Annotated in this window: 7 protein-coding genes; all 7 read left to right on the top strand. The window is 36.6% G+C overall.

What is annotated here, in order from left to right; translation table 11 throughout:
* Nucleotides 1-11: 11 nt before the first annotated feature.
* Genes E4O07_RS03550 through E4O07_RS03580 form a run of 7 tightly spaced genes read left to right on the top strand, consistent with a single transcriptional unit; the run spans nucleotide 12 to nucleotide 17813 of the window.
* Nucleotides 12-9689: a toxin TcdB middle/N-terminal domain-containing protein gene (locus E4O07_RS03550; RefSeq protein WP_253687442.1), complete on the top strand. Its 9678-nt coding sequence runs from the start codon at nucleotides 12-14 to the stop codon at nucleotides 9687-9689.
* 15 nt (nucleotides 9690-9704) lie between these two features.
* Nucleotides 9705-10325 carry a hypothetical protein gene (locus tag E4O07_RS03555; protein WP_253678686.1) on the top strand — a complete coding sequence of 207 codons (621 nt, stop codon included), beginning with the start codon at nucleotides 9705-9707 and terminating at the stop codon, nucleotides 10323-10325.
* A gap of 27 nt (nucleotides 10326-10352) precedes the next feature.
* Entirely contained in the window at nucleotides 10353-13844 is a 3492-nt protein-coding gene (locus tag E4O07_RS03560) for an RHS repeat-associated core domain-containing protein (RefSeq protein WP_253687443.1), read from the top strand.
* A 19-nt stretch (nucleotides 13845-13863) separates the two neighbouring features.
* Nucleotides 13864-14487 carry a hypothetical protein gene (locus tag E4O07_RS03565; protein ID WP_253687444.1) on the top strand — a complete coding sequence of 208 codons (624 nt, stop codon included), beginning with the start codon at nucleotides 13864-13866 and terminating at the stop codon, nucleotides 14485-14487.
* Complete coding sequence (locus tag E4O07_RS03570; RefSeq protein ID WP_253687445.1) at nucleotides 14477-16420, top strand: RHS repeat domain-containing protein; 1944 nt, start codon at nucleotides 14477-14479, stop codon at nucleotides 16418-16420. Before E4O07_RS03565 ends, E4O07_RS03570 begins: the two co-directional genes overlap by 11 nt.
* Nucleotides 16401-16751: a hypothetical protein gene (locus E4O07_RS03575; RefSeq protein WP_253687446.1), complete on the top strand. Its 351-nt coding sequence runs from the start codon at nucleotides 16401-16403 to the stop codon at nucleotides 16749-16751. Before E4O07_RS03570 ends, E4O07_RS03575 begins: the two co-directional genes overlap by 20 nt.
* Nucleotides 16752-16781: 30 nt before the next feature.
* Complete coding sequence (locus E4O07_RS03580; RefSeq protein WP_253730587.1) at nucleotides 16782-17813, top strand: hypothetical protein; 1032 nt, start codon at nucleotides 16782-16784, stop codon at nucleotides 17811-17813.
* The last annotated feature ends 426 nt before the right edge of the window (nucleotides 17814-18239 follow it).

Below are 18239 nucleotides of genomic sequence, written 5' to 3' on the forward strand. Positions count from 1 at the left end.
GATAAAAGCAAATGAGAAAGATAATGGAAGGAATAAAAGAAAAAGGCATTTCGATAATATTGTTTATAGTATATATGACGGTAGGAGTACTTCCTTTAAACCTATATGCCGAAGGAACAAGCGGAGAGCAGATAAAAATAAATAACTCTATCTTATTGGCAAGCAAGGTAATAGGAAAAGAAGGGGGCATAATTGAAGGGGAGGGGGTGAGATTTGAAGTACCGAAAGGGGCATTAGAGAAAGAAGTTGAAATAAAGATAAGCCGGTTAATAAGAGTAGAAGAGGGGGAAGTAAAAAACGTAACGGCAGGGTTAGGCGGGTACAGGTTTGAGCCTTCAGGGATACAATTTAAAAAAGAATGCTTGATAAAAATGGCATATGATGAGCGTATAGAAGAAGAATATGCACAAGAGATATATACGTATTATTATAATAAAAGAAAGAAAGCATGGGAAGCGTTAAAAAGGAAGGGCGTAGATGTAGAAAAAAAGGTAATAGAGTCTTACACAAATCATTTTACGGATATGATAAACGGGACGTTAAGCTTACCTGAATCGCCCGGTCCTGTAAACATAAACTTAAACAGCATAAAAGAACTAAAAGCCGCGGATGCAGCAGGGGGGATAGAAAGAATAGAAGGATTAAAGGGGGTAAGTGAAGGAAGTGCCTCATTTAACATGAAACTGCAATTACCCGGCGGAGTAAGAGGGTTTACACCTGAGTTGGCGGTAAGCTATTCAAGCGGAAGCGGGTATGGAGTATTGGGCAAAGGCTTTAGTTTAAGCGGAATAGAAAGCATAAGTATAGATACAAGATTGGGCTTACCTGAATATAACGGCAAAGACACGTATATAATAAACGGAACAAAAGTAAAATATGAGGGAGGGAAATGGAAAGAAGAGAGAAAACAAAGTTATGCAGCAATAAAAAATGAGTGGGCAGAAGGAAGAGGAAGCGAAAACTATTTTGAGATAAGAGAAAAAGACGGAAGTGTTAAAATATATGGGCTAAGGAATTGGAGCGGAATAAGTGAAGGTAAAAAATATATATATTACTTGGATGAGATAAGGGATAGTTTTGGAAACGTAATAGAATATAACTATGAAAATGGAAAAAGCGTAGAAGGGGAAGAGGTAGTATTAAAGGAAATAGTGTATGGGAAAGAAAGAGAGAGGCGAATAAAGATAGAGTATGAGGGAAGAGAGGATGTAAGAGTAGAGGGAAGGGGAAAGTATTTAAAGAAGGAGAGTAAGAGGATAAGAGAGATAAAAACGGAAGTTAAAGGAGAGGAAGTAAAGAGATATAAATTTAATTATAAAGATAATGCATTTTTAGAAAGTTTATTAGAGAGTATAGAAGTAAGAGGAAGCGGAAAGGAAGAAGGAGTATACGCATACAGGTTTGAATACGAGGATGCACAGAGCGAAGGGGATGGTGGAATAAAAGTATTTGGCGATACGGAAGAATGGGAGAAAAGCGGAAGCATATCGGAGAGTGTACATATATCAGGCGGAGGATCGGGCAGTGTAGGAGTTGGAATAAATATAGAAAATTCGGTATCGATAAGCGGAGGAATGACCGGTTCAGGGGGTGTAGGCCGCGGTTACAGTAAGAAGAACTTTGTAGATGTAACAGGGGATGGACTAGCGGATATAGTAGGATGGGAGAAAGGAAAATTAAAATTATATGAAGCTATAAGAGAGGAAAACGGTAAACTGATATATGCAGAAAAAAGAGATTTTGATTTTAGTGCATTGGAAGGTTCTTTTTTAAGTGAAAATGAGGATAGCAGTTGGAGTATAGGCGGCAGAGTCGATATAAATGCCGGCGGGGTAGGAGCTAATGTCGGAGTAACAAAACAAGGAAGTTTAGGCGAAAATAAGGCAGAGTTTACGGATGTAAATAGGGACGGCTTTATAGACTTTGTATCGAACGGGAAATATTATGAAAATAATGAAGGGAAAGGCTTTAAAGCGGGAATAGGCTTTAAGGGAGCAAAGAATGCAAAGATAAAAATGAGTGAAGCTGAAAAAAAAGAAATGGAAAAGGCTCATTATTTTCAGGAAGGGATAAAGGCATGGAGAAGTCCTGTAAGCGGAATAGTTCTTATAAATATAGATGTAAAAAGAAAAGATAAGACAAAATTATGTGTGTATAGAAGTAAAAGAGGAGAAGACAGTGAAAAGCTTTGTGAATGCCTGGAGAATAAAACCTATGAGATTGAAACGGATGTAAAAAGAGGTGAGTACATATATTTTGTAAGTGAAACAGAAAATAAGGTTGAAATAGGGGCGGGAATAGAAGCTGAAATAAGAGTTGAATATAAAAAGTACATGAGGGATGAATTACTTGGAAGAAATATACAGTACCTTTTTCCAAATAAAACGTATAGCACGCCTGAAAAAGAAATCATAAATTTATATGATAAAAATGAAGAATCTATACAATATGAAGATGAAGAAGGGAATACACATAAGGTAGAAAGAACTTTTTGGAGTTTAAAGAGTAATTATCTTTCATTGATAGATGAGAATGCAATCGAAAAAGCACTTGCTTTAAGATATTACGGATATATAGGCCGTGAAATAAAAAAAGAAGAGTTTGAAAAGTTGTATGAAAAATACGGGGATAAAAGCGATATTGAAAATATAATAAAATATGACGGAGGATTTAAAGAGTATATACACACAGGAGACAGGACCGGACATTTAAATCAACATGTAATGAATCGATTTATATCACAGGCAGATAATCAAACTTTAAAAAAACTAACAGGGTATGAAAAAAGCGAAAAATTAAGGTATCCTTTATTTTATGGTAATGGAGAGAAGTATTATCGGGATATATTAAAGGTAGCAGAGAATAAGGAAAGGAAAGAAGAAAATGGAGGATATGAATCGGAAGAAAAAATATTGATAGGAAGGATAAGAGGGAAAGAATACAAGATAAAAAAAGAAGGGGAATATAAATTATATGAACAGGGAATAAAGAATGAGGAAGCTGAAGTAATTTTAGATAAGAAAACTAAAGACATAAAAGTATTATTGAAGAAGAAAGAAGATGCAGGATATGAATTATATATAAACCTTATTAATAAAAATATAGGGTGTGTAATAAGCGATAAAGAATATGAGAAAGGGATAGTGGAAGTAATACAAAAAGATTTGGAGTATAGATTAAACCGTATAGAAAGATTGAGCGGTGATGTATATGAAATAATAAAAGAAAGACTTGCCTTTAAGAAAGGAAAATATGTAAAGATAAAAGAATTATATGAAAGATATGAAGACGGATATAAGATAAAAGATGATGTAGAAGAAGAAAGTATACTCGGAATAATTGAAGCTTTAATTGATGTAAGAAAAGAAGGAAAGATATATATAAAAGAAAGCATACCGTCCGGAGAAAGACGATTAAGAGAAATATGTATATTTACTGAAGAAGAAGTAAAAGAAATAGGGAGAGATTATTTTGAAAAGATTGGAGGCGATTCTAATCAAAGCTACCAAATAAGAAAGGACATTTCACCAGAAGAGAAAGAGAAGTTAATAAAAAAGTTAAAGCTATATGAAGGAGATAAATATGATTTTACATACTTTGAGTATGATAAGCTAAAAAAAGAGTATAAGACAAAAAGAGAAAACCTTGTAAAAGAAAAAGTAAAAAACTTTTTGGAATATTTGGAAAGTTATTATTATGAAAAAGTAGAACTTATAATAGAATATCCTTCAAGCAGTTTGTATCCTGTAAAAAACGGAGAGATAGAAGTCGCCAAAGTAAAAGGAGGAGATCTTGTTATAGAACGTGAAAGGATAAAAAAATATGAAGGAAATGAAAATTATAAGAGCGGAATATATGAGGGTGAAAGAGGTTTGGAAAAAATAAGCCGATATGAAAGGCTATATGGAGGAGAAAATCTATGGTACTACGGATTATATTCACGATATGGAGAACAAACCTTTAGTGAAAATGAACTTCTTAAACAGAATACTCATGAAAACAAAAATAAAGATGATATAGAGAAAGAAAAAGAAGGTGTTGAAAAAGATGTAGAAAAAGATAGGGGAAGTAACGGAGAAGAAAAAGATATAAAAGATGAGGTTAATCAAAAAATAGGAAAAGAAAAACTCGGCGGATATATTTCAGTACAAACATATAAGGCGTTGACAGCGAAAAATGGAAAGGTTCCTGAAAGAGAGAGTAATACAGGTTTTGAATTTAGCGATAATAGTTTAATAGGTTCAATTTCGACACATGTAAAAAATGGATTTGATAGAGAAGGAGAAATAAAAAGCGAAGTAAAACATTATGCTGCCTATATTGACAATAATGTAATTTATGCAAGCAGAATAACAGGCCCTTCTTATAAAGACCTTCCATGGATAAAGGAAGAAGGAGGAGGGGCGGTATCGTTTGCATTAAGCAAAACGGAGAGCGAAAGTTTTGACAAAAATATAGGAGTGTCAGGAGGACATTTAAGCGGCAGCATAGGCTTTAATTCAGGTACAAGTGAACAAACACAAGGTTACATGGATATAAACGGAGACGGGTATCCTGACATATTAAAAACGGAAAACGGATATCTTTTAGTTCAGTATGGCCAGGATAATCTAAAGTTTGAAAAAGAAAAAGGTCTTTCGGGAGCTTCTTTAAGTTCAAATACTAATTCGTCAAAAGTTGTAGGCTCTGCAGTAGGCCTTTCAGGTTCATTAAAAGCGGTAAGAGATAGTAAGGGGAAGATAAAAAGTGTAACGGTAGCCCCATCCGGTGATACCCCCTACGGTATATCCGGAAATGCCGGAGTTAATTATTCAAATGGAAATCAAAGTCAAGAGGCGGGGTTACTAGATGTAAACGGAGATGGGCTTGCCGATTATAAAAATGGGGCAGAGACAAGGCTAAACATAGGAGATGAATTTAAAAAAGCGGGAGGATGGAATACAGAATATATATCTTCCGGAAAGGTAGAAAGTGCAGGGGGAAATATAGGAGGCGGATTTAATGCTCCTATTGGCATTTTTTATGGAGGAGCAAGCTTTGGAGTAAGTGCCAACATAAGCAGAAGCACTACGGAAGAAATATTGACAGATATAAACGGCGACGGTCTTCCCGATAAACTAAGCACGGCAGAAAATGGAAATTATAAAATAAGAATAAATACAGGCAGAGGTTTTTCCTCTAAAGAAAAAAACATTTGTATTGGAAAACTTGAAATCCCTGAGTATGCAAGATTTTTTAAAGAGATGATAAGTAAGGTTGTAGAACAAACGGAGAAAATACAAATTCCTTATAAGCCGCAAAAAATTGCAGGAGATTTTATAACGGAAAAAATAGATAAGATATTAGCAATACCTTCTTCTCTTGAGTTTAACACAAGCCGAAGCATAGGCATATCCGGAAGTCTTTCAGGACAGGTAGGTATTCCGGTGTGGAGCCCTCCTAAAGTCTCATTGATATTTAATTTTTCAGGCGGAGGTAACGGAAACTATAGTGAAAGTGAGGTAAGTTTAAGATTATTCGATATAGACGGGGACGGATTAATAGACAGAGTGTTTAACATAGGAGGAGATAATAAACTATACGTCCAGCGTAACCTTTTAGGAAAGGTAGGCTTACTAAAAAAGATAAAGTTACCCCAAGGCGGAAGCTACGAATTAAAATATGAGAGGGTAGGAAACACGGTAGAGCTTCCCCAAAGTAAATACGTATTAAGTGAAGTAACTGCAAAATCGGGATTAAAAAGTAAAACAGGCAACAGCCAAGAGTATACAACCTATTATAGTTACCACGACGGCTATTATAACAGAATAGAAAAAGAATTCTACGGCTTTAAAACCGTAAAAAGTAAAAACGCAATAGGCACTGTAACTGAAACGGAATACTACACAGACTCTTACTACCGCAAAGGTATGGTAAAACGTGAAATAATAAGAAACGGAAACCGAGTATACTCAATAAAAGAATACGAGATAGACACAGCACCCCATGCGAGAATAAAAAAAGAAACTAACACAATACGAGAAAACTACAACGAAATAAAAACCGAAAGCGAATACGACTACGATAAATACGGGAACGTTACAAAACTTTACGATAAGGGAGAGGTAACAAACACAAACGATGACCTCATAGCGGAAATAACATATTGGAAAGGGGGAAGAGAAGAAGCGTACTTTAAAGCCCACCCCGAAAAAATACATGTCCTGCACGGAAAGACGGGAACTCTTTTGCGTAAAAGGGAGGGTGCATACGACAGCAGAACAGGAGCCTTAACGGAATTAAAACAATACACGTCGCATGGAGCATATCTTGTAAACCGTATAGAATGGACAGAGGAAGGAAACATAAAAGCGGTAACAAGCCCGACAGGTAAAAAAGCGGAATACAAATACCTTGACGGCATATATCCTATCGAAATAAAAGAGATAAGCTCTAAAGGAGATAAATCTTACACGAGCACAATAAAATGGAATACAGCCTTAGGGGTAAAGGTAGAAGAAACAGACAGTGCAGGAAACTTCATGACCTACAGTTACGACAACTTTGGACGGGTAACAGAGGTGAGAAGCCCCTACGACTTTGAAAGAGACAAAGACACCGAAAAAATCATCGGACCAGGAAAAACTCCTTATGCAAAATACACATACATTACTCCAAAAGATTCCTTTTGGTACACCGTAACCGAAAACAAAATAAGCACCGAAGCCGACGATACGGCGGTTATGAAAACAATAGTACTCCATGACGGTCTGGGAAGAATAAGCTATACAGCAAAAGAAGGGGAAGTGTACATCGACGGAACCGATGAGCAAACACAAACAGGCTGGAATATTTCAAGTGCAATAAACTATGATGAAGCAGGGCGAAAGATAGAAGAAGGAATGCCCTTCTTTTACGGAGGGAACTTAGAACAAGAACTGGTAAATAAAAATTCTTATGAAGCCCTTGAAGCGTTTTATGAGCTTAACAATTTTACAACCATACGGAACGGAACAAAATACGAATATGACGACATAGACCGAAACATATTAACGGTTTTACCTGACGGGCACACACAAAGAAATGAATACTCGATAGACTCTTCTTTACAAATAACAAAGGCAACTGACCCGAAAGAAAACGTAAGCATAAGCAAAAAAGATGCACGGGGAAACATAAAAGAAGTAGAACGCTTAGATAAAAACAATACTATATTAACCAAAGCCCGATACGAATACTCTGTCCTCGGAGAAATGCTAAAAGCCTACGATGCTAAAGACAACCTATTGGCAGTAAACTACGATATGCTAGGACGGCGGATAAGTTTAGAAAGTAAGGACACTGGCAAAAAAGAATGGATATACGACGATAAAGGAAGGCTTCAAGCAGAAACCGATTCGGTATTAAAAAACAAGGCAGCCGAAATAAGATACGAGTATGACGGCTTTGACCGCATAATAAAGACGGATTATCCTTTTAGCCAAGACATAGAATATAAATATGGAGCTCCCGGACAAAATGGCGCCGGACAAATAGTCTACAAAAAAGATGAGACTGGAGAAACAAGATATAAGTACGGCTATCTCAATGAAGTAACAAAGGAAACTCGAACCATCAACCGCTATGGAGCGGGAACTAATCCTGAAACAGCCTCTTTTGAATACCGCTCTGACTATCTTGGGCGAATGCAGAGTATGAAATACCCTGACGGAGAAACCATAACCTACACCTATGATAAAGGCGGACAGTTAAAGGGAGTGAGCGGCGTAAAAACCTCGTCAAAGGGAACGGCTGAATACTCTTACGTAGATAAAATCATTTATGACGAACACGCACAAAGAGTTTACATACGCTACGGAAACGGAGTAGAAACAAGATACAGGTACGATGAGAAGCGGCGTTGGTTAGATACAATAGAAACTAAAAATAACCAAACTCAAGATGTCTTTCAAAAAATAAAGTACTCATTCGACCCTGTCGGAAACGTCCTAGGCTATAATAATGATGCAAGTACTTATGAAACAAAACAAACATACTCTTACGATAATCTTTACCAGCTTATAAGCGTAGAGGGTACAAGTAACCAATACAAGGCTAAAAAAAGCTCTGGAACAACACCTGTAAGCATTGCAAAATACAGACAAACCTTTGCCTTTGATGGCATAGGAAACATGAAAGAAAAATTAAGCACCACAAACATACCCGGTGCACAAGGAAACTCCTATCCCAAGGCTGAACTTGACTATAGCTTAAATTACGAGTATGACCCTGCCTATGCACACCGTCTAATAAGAGCCGGCAACCGATACTACCGCTATGACGCAAACGGTAATATCACAGCCGAAAAAGACGGACCTTTCACAGATGAAGAAGAGTTTGTATTTACATACTCATACTTTGAAAATGAAGACGTATACGGTGCCGACTACGGCTTCGGGCTTGACGCACCTAAAGAAACGGAACAGTCAAACCCGCAAGACCTATTTGCCTACAGAAGAAATTACACTTGGAATGAAAGAAATTTACTCACTAAATCAAGTGACCGAAACTTTACCGTACACTACCGCTATGGTGAAGACGGACAGAGGGCACTTAAGTACACCGATGAGGGAAGAAGTGAAACCTTATACTTTAATAACTTCTTTACGATACACATACCCACACAAGACCAAAACAACCCTCAAGGCTTAAGAGTACACAAACATATATTCGTAGGAAACTCAAGGCTTGTAACCGCGATGACACATACGGATAACCAAGGCGACAACGATGAGCAAAAGGCAAAGCGGTACTACTATCATTCAGACCACCTTGGAAGTGCACAATTTGTAACAGATTGGAAAGGCAGGCAGTACGAGCATATTGAATACACGCCGTATGGCGAACTCTGGGTTGAAGAAGTTGCTGCGGGGTTGGACAAGTTACCTTTCCGCTTTACGGGTAAGGAGCTTGACGAAGAGACCGGGCTGTATTATTACGGGGCGAGGTACTTAGACCCTAAATACAGTAGATGGTTGAGCGGGGATCCGGCGTTAAATGACTATATACCCAAAGCACCGATAAACGATGAAGCAAAGAAACATAATGAAAACCTGCCGGGAATGGGCGGCGTGTTTAATACCGTCAATCTTCACGTGTACCATTATGCTGGGAATAATCCGGTGAAGTATACCGATCCGGATGGGAATGCATCAATTCTTATGCGACAGATAGATGCTGGATTAAATGCAAAATATGATTCGGGACATGCTCTTGGGAAATATTTTGATTTTGCAAAGCATTCATTAATTGATTATGGCAGTTTAAAGTCATTTAGAGATTCGTATGGACTAATTCATCAACTAGGAAAAAAATTAGGAATATTAAAGAGAGAAGTAACAAAAAATGATGAATATATCATAAAATATACAAATATGGATGATAACATTACTAAGCAAGCTGTTGAAAATGTTTTGGATATGAAAAGGTTTGGAGGGAGACTAGAAGATGGAAGACATAATAATGACAATGCAAAACAAAAATATAAAATTCTGATAAATGATTGTAATGCATTTACAAGAACTGTATTCAAAGAATACAAAAAATTATGGAAAGAAAATTGGAAAAAAGAGAATAATTCTACTAGTAGATATCAGGCATGGAAAGCGTGGAGAAGACATTATAAAGAAATTTCTGCCAGACGCAATGAAGAAATTCAAATTAAACATTAAAGGAGATATTGTAACATGAAAAAAATACTATTTTTTGTAATTTTATTATTATCTTTTCACCTATTGCAGCTATTTTGCTATGGTTGTGTTGAAATAGAAATGGATGATAATAATAAAAAACGAATAGAAAATTTTATGTCAAATTTTTATACAAGAATCTTTGATTTATCTGCTGAAGAATATGAAGATATTTTTTATAAAAAATTAGTCTCTATTTCTTTTTGTTATGATGGCGTTAATGGGGGTGGTGCTGTATTTAAAAAATTTTTAGATTGTACCGCTTTACCTGAAAATAAAAAAACTAATGAAATAGAACAGCCTTTAGAGCAAATTTTTTTATTTGGTAATGGAAAGAATGCTCGAGAGTTTATAAAGCAGTTTGAAAATATTGATATGTTTATAGAAAAAAATAAAGCAAAAATAGTATGGTTTTCAGGATTTGATGTAGGAGTTGCAGCTTTTGATATCCCCAATGAAAATTGCTGTAGCTTTGATCAAGATTTGCTTTTGGTAATTAACAAAGAAAGGTTTAATGTAAAGGCAACTGCTCTATTATATGTTGATGAGGAAAATATTTTTTTGGCATATATTTTTTTTGAAATAAAAAACTTGGAGGAAAAATCAAAAACTATTTAGTTAAAATAGCTAAGTGTTAAAAATATTATGAAACCAAAACCTTGCATTTTTCCAAAGCCCAACTATCTCTTTCGGACAGCGATTGAAGCAGAAATCCTTTTTGCGGTGTGTTTAAACAAAAAGCAAGCTCTGACCGGAGGAAAGAGCCTTGCCTGTGAAGATAAATACAGCAAAAAGATTGGAGCGGTATTGGTGCAGCAAGCCGATAGGCGCAGCTTCGAAGCAAGCGCGATGCCGGTATTTGTGTACTTTTACATAATTATGATAGTACACAAGTGTCAGCAGTCCGCCGCTCAAAGCTGCTTAGGCACCTTTGAGCTTCGAGTTTTGCCATTCGGCAAAACATCGGGGATTAAACTTTTAAATTTACTAAGTAACTCCACTGACAGGACTTTTGAAAATAGGCGGAGCAGATACAAGGAGTTAGGCAAAAAAGTACCGCAGGCGTATCGGGTATACGTCGAGGACACTTTTTTGCCGTGCGACGCAGGAGATGCCCGTATATTTTCAAAAGAAGTAATCCATGACGGCTTAGGACGCATAAGCTATACAGCAAAAGAAGGGGAAGTGTACATCGACGGAACAGCCGATTCTACCCAAACAGGCTGGAATATTTCAAGTGCAATAAACTATGATGAAGCAGGACGAAAGATAGAAGAAGGAATGCCCTTCTTTTACGGAGGAGATTTAGAACAAGAACTATCAAGTAAAAACTCTTATCAAGCCCTTGAAGCGTTTTACGAACTAAATAATTTTACAACGATAAGAAACGGAACAAAATACGAGTATGACGATATAGACAGGAACATCTTAACTACACTTCCTGACGGACACAAACAAAAAACGGAGTATTCGATAGAAAGCTCTTTACAAATAACAAAAACAACCGACCCATTGGAAAACGTAAGCATAAGTAAAAAAGATGCAAGAGGAAACATACGGGAAGTAGAGAGGCTGGACAAAAACAATACCTTACTTACCAAAGCCCGATACGAATATTCGGTATTAGGAGAAATGTTAAAAGCCTACGACGCAAAGGACAACCTTTTGGCAGTAAACTACGACATGCTCGGAAGACGCATAAGCTTAGAAAGCCTTGACATGGGAAGAAAAGAATGGAACTATGACGATAAGGGAAGACTTGAATATGAAAGCGACTCCGTATTAAGATCAAAATTAGCATCAATAAAATACGAATACGACGGACTGGACAGAATAATAAAAATAGACTATCCCTTTAGTGAAGATGTGGAATATGAATACGGCCCTCCCGGCGATAAAGGCGCCGGCGAGATAATCCGCAAAAAAGACGAAACGGGAGAAACAATGTACAGCTACGGCCAACTAAATGAGGTAAAGGTAGAAACACGGACAATAAAGAGGGGAAGAGAATTTCAAAAGCCCGTAACTGCCGTGTTTAACTACGAAGCCGATTACTTAGGCCGAATGCAAAGCATAAGCTACCCTGACGGAGAAGTGCTGACTTACAGCTACGACAAAGGAGGACAATTAAAAGGAGTTATAGGCACAAAAGGAATAGAAACCTATAAATATGTAGACAATATCTTATACGATGAACACTCACAAAGAGTCTACATCAAATACGGCAACGGAGTAGAAACAAGATACACCTACGACCCTGCACGGCGTTGGCTAAAAGACATCAAGACAGAAAACAAAGATAAGAATTTGGTATTCCAAAAAATAAACTATAACTTTGATGCAGTAGGCAATGTAGAGGGGTATACAAACACTTCAAGCAAATACGAAACAAGCCAAAACTACAGCTACGATGCCCTCTATCAACTTATAAAAGCCGAAGGAACGCACAAACAATACGGAGGAATAAACCCTAACCCCGATAACCCGCATCCTTCAACTCCCTTACACACAAATAAATACAGACAAACCTTTGCCTTCGACATAATAGGGAATATGACGAATAAGAGCAGCACCACAAACCTTCCCGGAGGCTCAATAGGAACTACGGATGACACAAAATTAAACTATGAACTAGACTACGAATATGACAGTAAATACGCACACCGCTTAATAAGAGCCGGAACCCGTTATTACCGCTACGACGCCAACGGCAACATAACGGCCGAAAAAGACGGCCCCTTTACAGAAAAGGAAGATTTTACATTTACCTACTCCTACTTTGCAGAACATGACGTATACGGCGTAGATTACGGCTTTGACTTAGAACCCCCTGAAGATGACCCTGCAAACCTGGAAGTAGGCACAACCACAGGAGGCGGAATACAAGGCGGTTACCGAAGAGATTATACATGGAATGAACGCAACCTATTGATAAAATCAGACGATAAGTTAAACACAGTAATATACCGCTACGGAGATGACGGACAGAGAGCATTAAAGTTTACTCAACAGAGTAATAGCGAAACTTTATACTTTAATAATTTCTACTCGGTACACCAAGTTGCCCATGAACCTAATCACGAACATGGATTACGAGTAAGCAAACACATCTTTGTCGGAAACTCGCGATTAGTAACTGCAATGACACATGCGGATAATAATGGAGACACAACGGAACAAACCGAAAAAAGATATTATTATCATGCAGATCATTTACAGAGTGCACAGTTTATAACAAATGCCAGAGGCGAACAGTATGAACATATAGAATATACACCATACGGAGAGTTATGGATAGAAGAAACTGCTCCCGGAATCGATAAGTTACCATTTAGGTTTACAGGTAAAGAACTGGATGAAGAGACTGGATTATACTACTATGGGGCAAGGTATCTTGATCCGAAGTATTCGAGGTGGTTGAGCGGGGATCCAGCGCTGAATGATTACATACCCAAGGCTCCTATTGACGATGAGGCAAAAAAACACAACGAGAACTTGCCGGGAATGGGAGGCGTGTTTAATACCGTCAATCTTCACGTGTACCATTACGCAGGGAATAATCCGGTGAAGTATACTGATCCTACCGGTAAGTTTTTTATCATTGATGATTTAATAGGGGCGGTAATTCAATCGATTCGTGATAATAATTGGTCAAATTTTGGAGAGAAATTTAAATCTAATTTTATTAATACATGGAAATTGATAGGTCATTCAATAGCAATGTTACCGCAGACCCTGTGGTTTGCACCACAAGAAATTCTTGGATTACTATTAGGGTATGGTTGTATTCTTGGATCAGGAGGAACCGTTGATTGGGATGGCGGTTTTACATATGTAAATATGACAGATTCTTCATGGGATGAGAGGGGAATAACCCTAGGAAGTATTGGTATAGGGGATCCTGATGTAAAATCGCATGAAAAAGGACATTATTACCAATCGTGGATATTGGGGCCCTTATATTTATTTGTCATAGGGATACCAAGCGGTATTCATGCTGCGTTGCATAATACAAATAAATGTAATAGATGTAATGAATTGTATGGAAATGGAGATGAAAAGGCTTATAAGCATTTCTGGACGGAGCAATGGGCTGAAAAATACAATAAAGAAAAGAATAAAGAAGAAAAAAAATAATTGAAATAAGGAGTGCTGTATGAGAAAAATATACATAATATGTATAGCCGTAATAACGATGAGTCTAACATCATGTCTTCCTAGTGCGAGGCTTTATATACTCAATGCAACTGATGACCCTATTTTAGTGGAAGTAAAAACTATCTATCAGGTATCAAGTGATAAATTCTATGATGTTAAAGTTCGATATGATGGACGGATGTCTTTTAAAAAAGACGAAGAAACTAGTTTTGGTCTTTCTGTTGCATTGGCTCCGATAGTCCTAAAACCTTCAGAGTTTGCCAGCTTAGTTAGTAGAGCCGATAGTTTGGATATTCTGCTTAGTATGGGGTTTGGTATTTCTATTTCACGAGATGAAGATGGTAAAGAATTTATAGATATGGATAAAATTATTAAAGCATTAGATACGGTGTTTATTGAAATGAATGTGTATAAAATCGTACCGAATGAAAATGGTAGAGAATTATTATACACTAAAACAGATATTTTGAATGAGAAAAATATCTGTTGTTATTTATTCGATTTAAAAAAAGAAATTGATATTGACAAAAAGTATAAGGAATTTTTAAAAAAACGTTTTCTTAGTAATGATTTTTATATAGTTATAAGGGAAAAAACCGAAGAAGGAAAAAATGAAGATTAGTTATTATTCACAGCTTAACTATCTCCCTCGGACAGCGATTGGAAGGGAGCAAAAGCAATTTATAAAAATTGCTTTTGCTGTACATCTTTCCGCAGTAATTTCTGCGGAAAGATACCGAAGCGATAGCGGAGCCCTGAAAAGCGCGATGCTGACACTTGTGTACTTTTACATAATTATGATAGTACACAAGTGTCAGCAGTCTGCCAAAAGAAAGTTATTATTAAATAAAAACAGCTTATCAGAGGTTTTTCCGCTTACGGTAGGAAACGGAAAAACAATGGCTTTTGAAAATAGACATGATGGATGCAAGGAGCGAGAAAAAATTAACCGCAGGCGTACTTTATGTACGTTGAGGATTAATTTTTTTGAAGCGACGCCGCAGACGGCGTGTATATTTTCAAAAGAGGTAGAAGGATACATAAACACGTCTAGTAAATATGAAACAAGCCAAAGCTACAGTTATGACAATTTGTACCAACTCATAAAAGCCGAAGGAACGCACAAACAATACGGAGGAATAAACCCTAACCCCGATAACCCGCATCCGTCAAATCCCTTACACACAAATAAATACAGGCAAACCTTTGCCTTCGACATAATAGGGAATATGACGAATAAGAGCAGTACTACGAACATTCAAGGCGGCTCAATAAGCAGTGATGACACAAAATTAAACTATGAACCGGATTATGAGTATGACAGTAAATATGCACACCGCTTAATAAGAGCGGGTAACCGTTATTACCGATACGACGCCAACGGCAACATAACGGCCGAAAAAGACGGGTCATTCACGGACAAAGAAGATTTTACATTTACCTACTCCTACTTTGCAGAACACGATGTATACGGCGTAGACTACGGCTTTGACCTAGAACCCCCTGAAGATGACCCTGCAAACCTAGAAAGTGGAGGCACAACAAGTACTACACCTACAGGAGGCTATCGACGGGACTACACATGGAACGAAAGAAATCTCTTGATAAAATCGGACGATAAGTTAAACACAGTAATATACCGCTACGGAGATGACGGACAGAGAGCCTTAAAGTTTACTCAACAGAGTAATAGCGAGACATTGTATTTTAATAATTTCTACTCGGTACACCAAGTTGCCCATGAACCCAACCACGAACATGGATTACGAGTAAGTAAACACATCTTTGTCGGAAACTCAAGATTAGTAACCGCCATGACTCACGCCGATAACCATGGAGACACAACAGAGCAAACAGAGAAAAGATACTACTACCATGCCGACCACCTACAAAGCGCACAGTTCATAACCGATGTCAGAGGCGAACAATATGAGCATATAGAGTATACGCCTTATGGAGAGCTTTGGATAGAGGAAACAGCACCGGGAATAGATAAGTTACCGTTTAGGTTTACCGGCAAGGAACTGGATGAAGAGACGGGGCTGTACTATTATGGTGCGAGGTATCTTGATCCGAAGTATTCACGGTGGTTAAGCGGGGATCCGGCGTTAAATGATTACATACCAAAAGCACCCATTGATGACGAGGCTAAAAAACACAACGAGAATTTACCGGGAATAGGAGGAGTATACAATACGATAAACTTACATGTATATCATTATGCCGGAAATAACCCGGTGAAGTATACCGATCCGGATGGACGGGATATAATTTTGTTGAATAGATCATATGGCGCTGGTGGTTTTGGACATAATGCTGTGTTAATTGGAAATGATACCGATGGATGGTATTATTATAGTAAGGATGGTAAAGCGGATGGAAATCAAAATGGAATTCGATTTGATAATTTAAATGCTTTCAGACAAGCTAACAACAAGGTTGTGGGAAAAAATAATGAATATGGTGCTAGTTTTAATTATGATAAAGGATATCAGTTGAAAACAACACCCGAGGAAGATGCACAAATGCAAGCTTATGCAGCAGGTAGCAGGTAGAGTTAATAAAGATTATTCGCTTTTTGCTGAAAATACAGAACAATTTCTTGATTTTTCTGGTGGATGGAAACAGAGACCCAGCTGGAAATCGATAGCACTTGAAGATAATAAAGCAGAAAATTGTGCCGATTTTTCCGGTAAAGTTATAGAATTTGGTGGTAAAGGGGCGTTTTTTCCGAATATATTTGGAGCAACTATACCTAATACCCAATATAAAAATTTTAAGAACGCACATCCTAAAGGAAAAATCCTAAATTTTAACCCGCTTCCACCAGGAGAATATAATTATGAAAAAGTGGATCGTATGTATGAGTACATGTATGGATTGTAAATATAACAATTAAGTATGAGGAATTATGAAATGGCGAAAAAGTCAAGATTAGTATTATTTGTAGTTTTTGCTGTTATCATTGCTATCATAATTAGATACCAACTTGATAAATATATCATTGCAGAATGTAAAGCAGAATACCTTAAAATAAAAGATCAATTCGTATATGCTAGATATCGAAATAATGAATATGAGTTATGGACTAGTGATGAGTATTTTGTTCTTTCTGAAAAAGAATTCATTGAAAAAAATAAATCTTTAGAAAAACTACATCCGCTTGAGTTTGGAACTTATGGATATCATACATTTATACTGCTTGATGATAATACCATTGTTGCAGGCGGATCCGGAAATATTTTTTATATTGATATACCTACAAAAAAACTTTTAAGGCATTTACGGATGCCTGATAGGAAAGGTGTGTATTTTGATATTTACAATGATAAAGATCTTATATTTATATTTGAGGGCGATGTTTATATCTATGATTATGAATCTGATATAACTGAAAAACAAGAAAGTATAAATATTAAAGAATTTTTTAAAAAACATAAACTTTTTCTGTTTTCAAATAAAATAACATATTCAAAAAAATATAATATTATGTTATACCATGCAGAAGCAACAGTCGACGAGTCTAACCGCACCTTTGATAATGAAATATTTGCTATCAATTTCAATACCTGTGAAACTTCTTTTCTCGGATATGGAAACCATCCCTACAAAGATGCTGCAGGAGAATTATATTATGCATCTAATAATATAATTTATAGATATGATCCTGAGGAGAATAAGACAATAGAATTTTTTACACATAAGAAAACTCTTTTCGAATATAGTGATGTTATTAACGGCTTTATTATTTTAGAGAATACGCTTTTTATTTTTACTTCAGGGTATCCTGACTTTAAAGGATTTAAAGGCTGTGAATTAATTATTTATACCGATAAAAATCGTTTAAGATTAAAGAATATTATTTTCACTGACGGTGCTTATGAAATGGAGAAGCAAAAAAGATTTCTATCTTCTTTTGCCGGAATCGATATAATTCAGCGTAGGTAAGCGAAATAGGACAATAAAACTAAAATAAGAATATGCAATAAAAATAATCATATAAAATAAATTGTGTAAATAGTTGAAATATGATATTATATGAGAAAATAAAAAACTTGGAGGAAAGAGTAACAAGTAATTGATAAAACTTTTAAGGTAAATAGAAAAAACTATGAAACCAAAACTTTGCATTTATCCAAAGCCTAACTATCTCATTCGGACAGCGATTGAAAGGGAGCAAAAGCAATTTATCAAAATTGCTTTTGCTGTACATCTTTCCGCAGCAATTTCTGCGGAAAGATACCGAAGCGATAGCGGAGCCCTGAAAAGCGCGGTGTTCAATTTTGTTTTCTTCGTAATGCTAAAAAACAAAATTGAGCAGTCCGCCAAAAGAAACTCATTACTGAAAAACCTCACTGACAGGACTTTTGAAAA

The organism is Treponema sp. OMZ 798 (genome assembly GCF_024181385.1).
Taxonomy (GTDB): domain Bacteria; phylum Spirochaetota; class Spirochaetia; order Treponematales; family Treponemataceae; genus Treponema_B.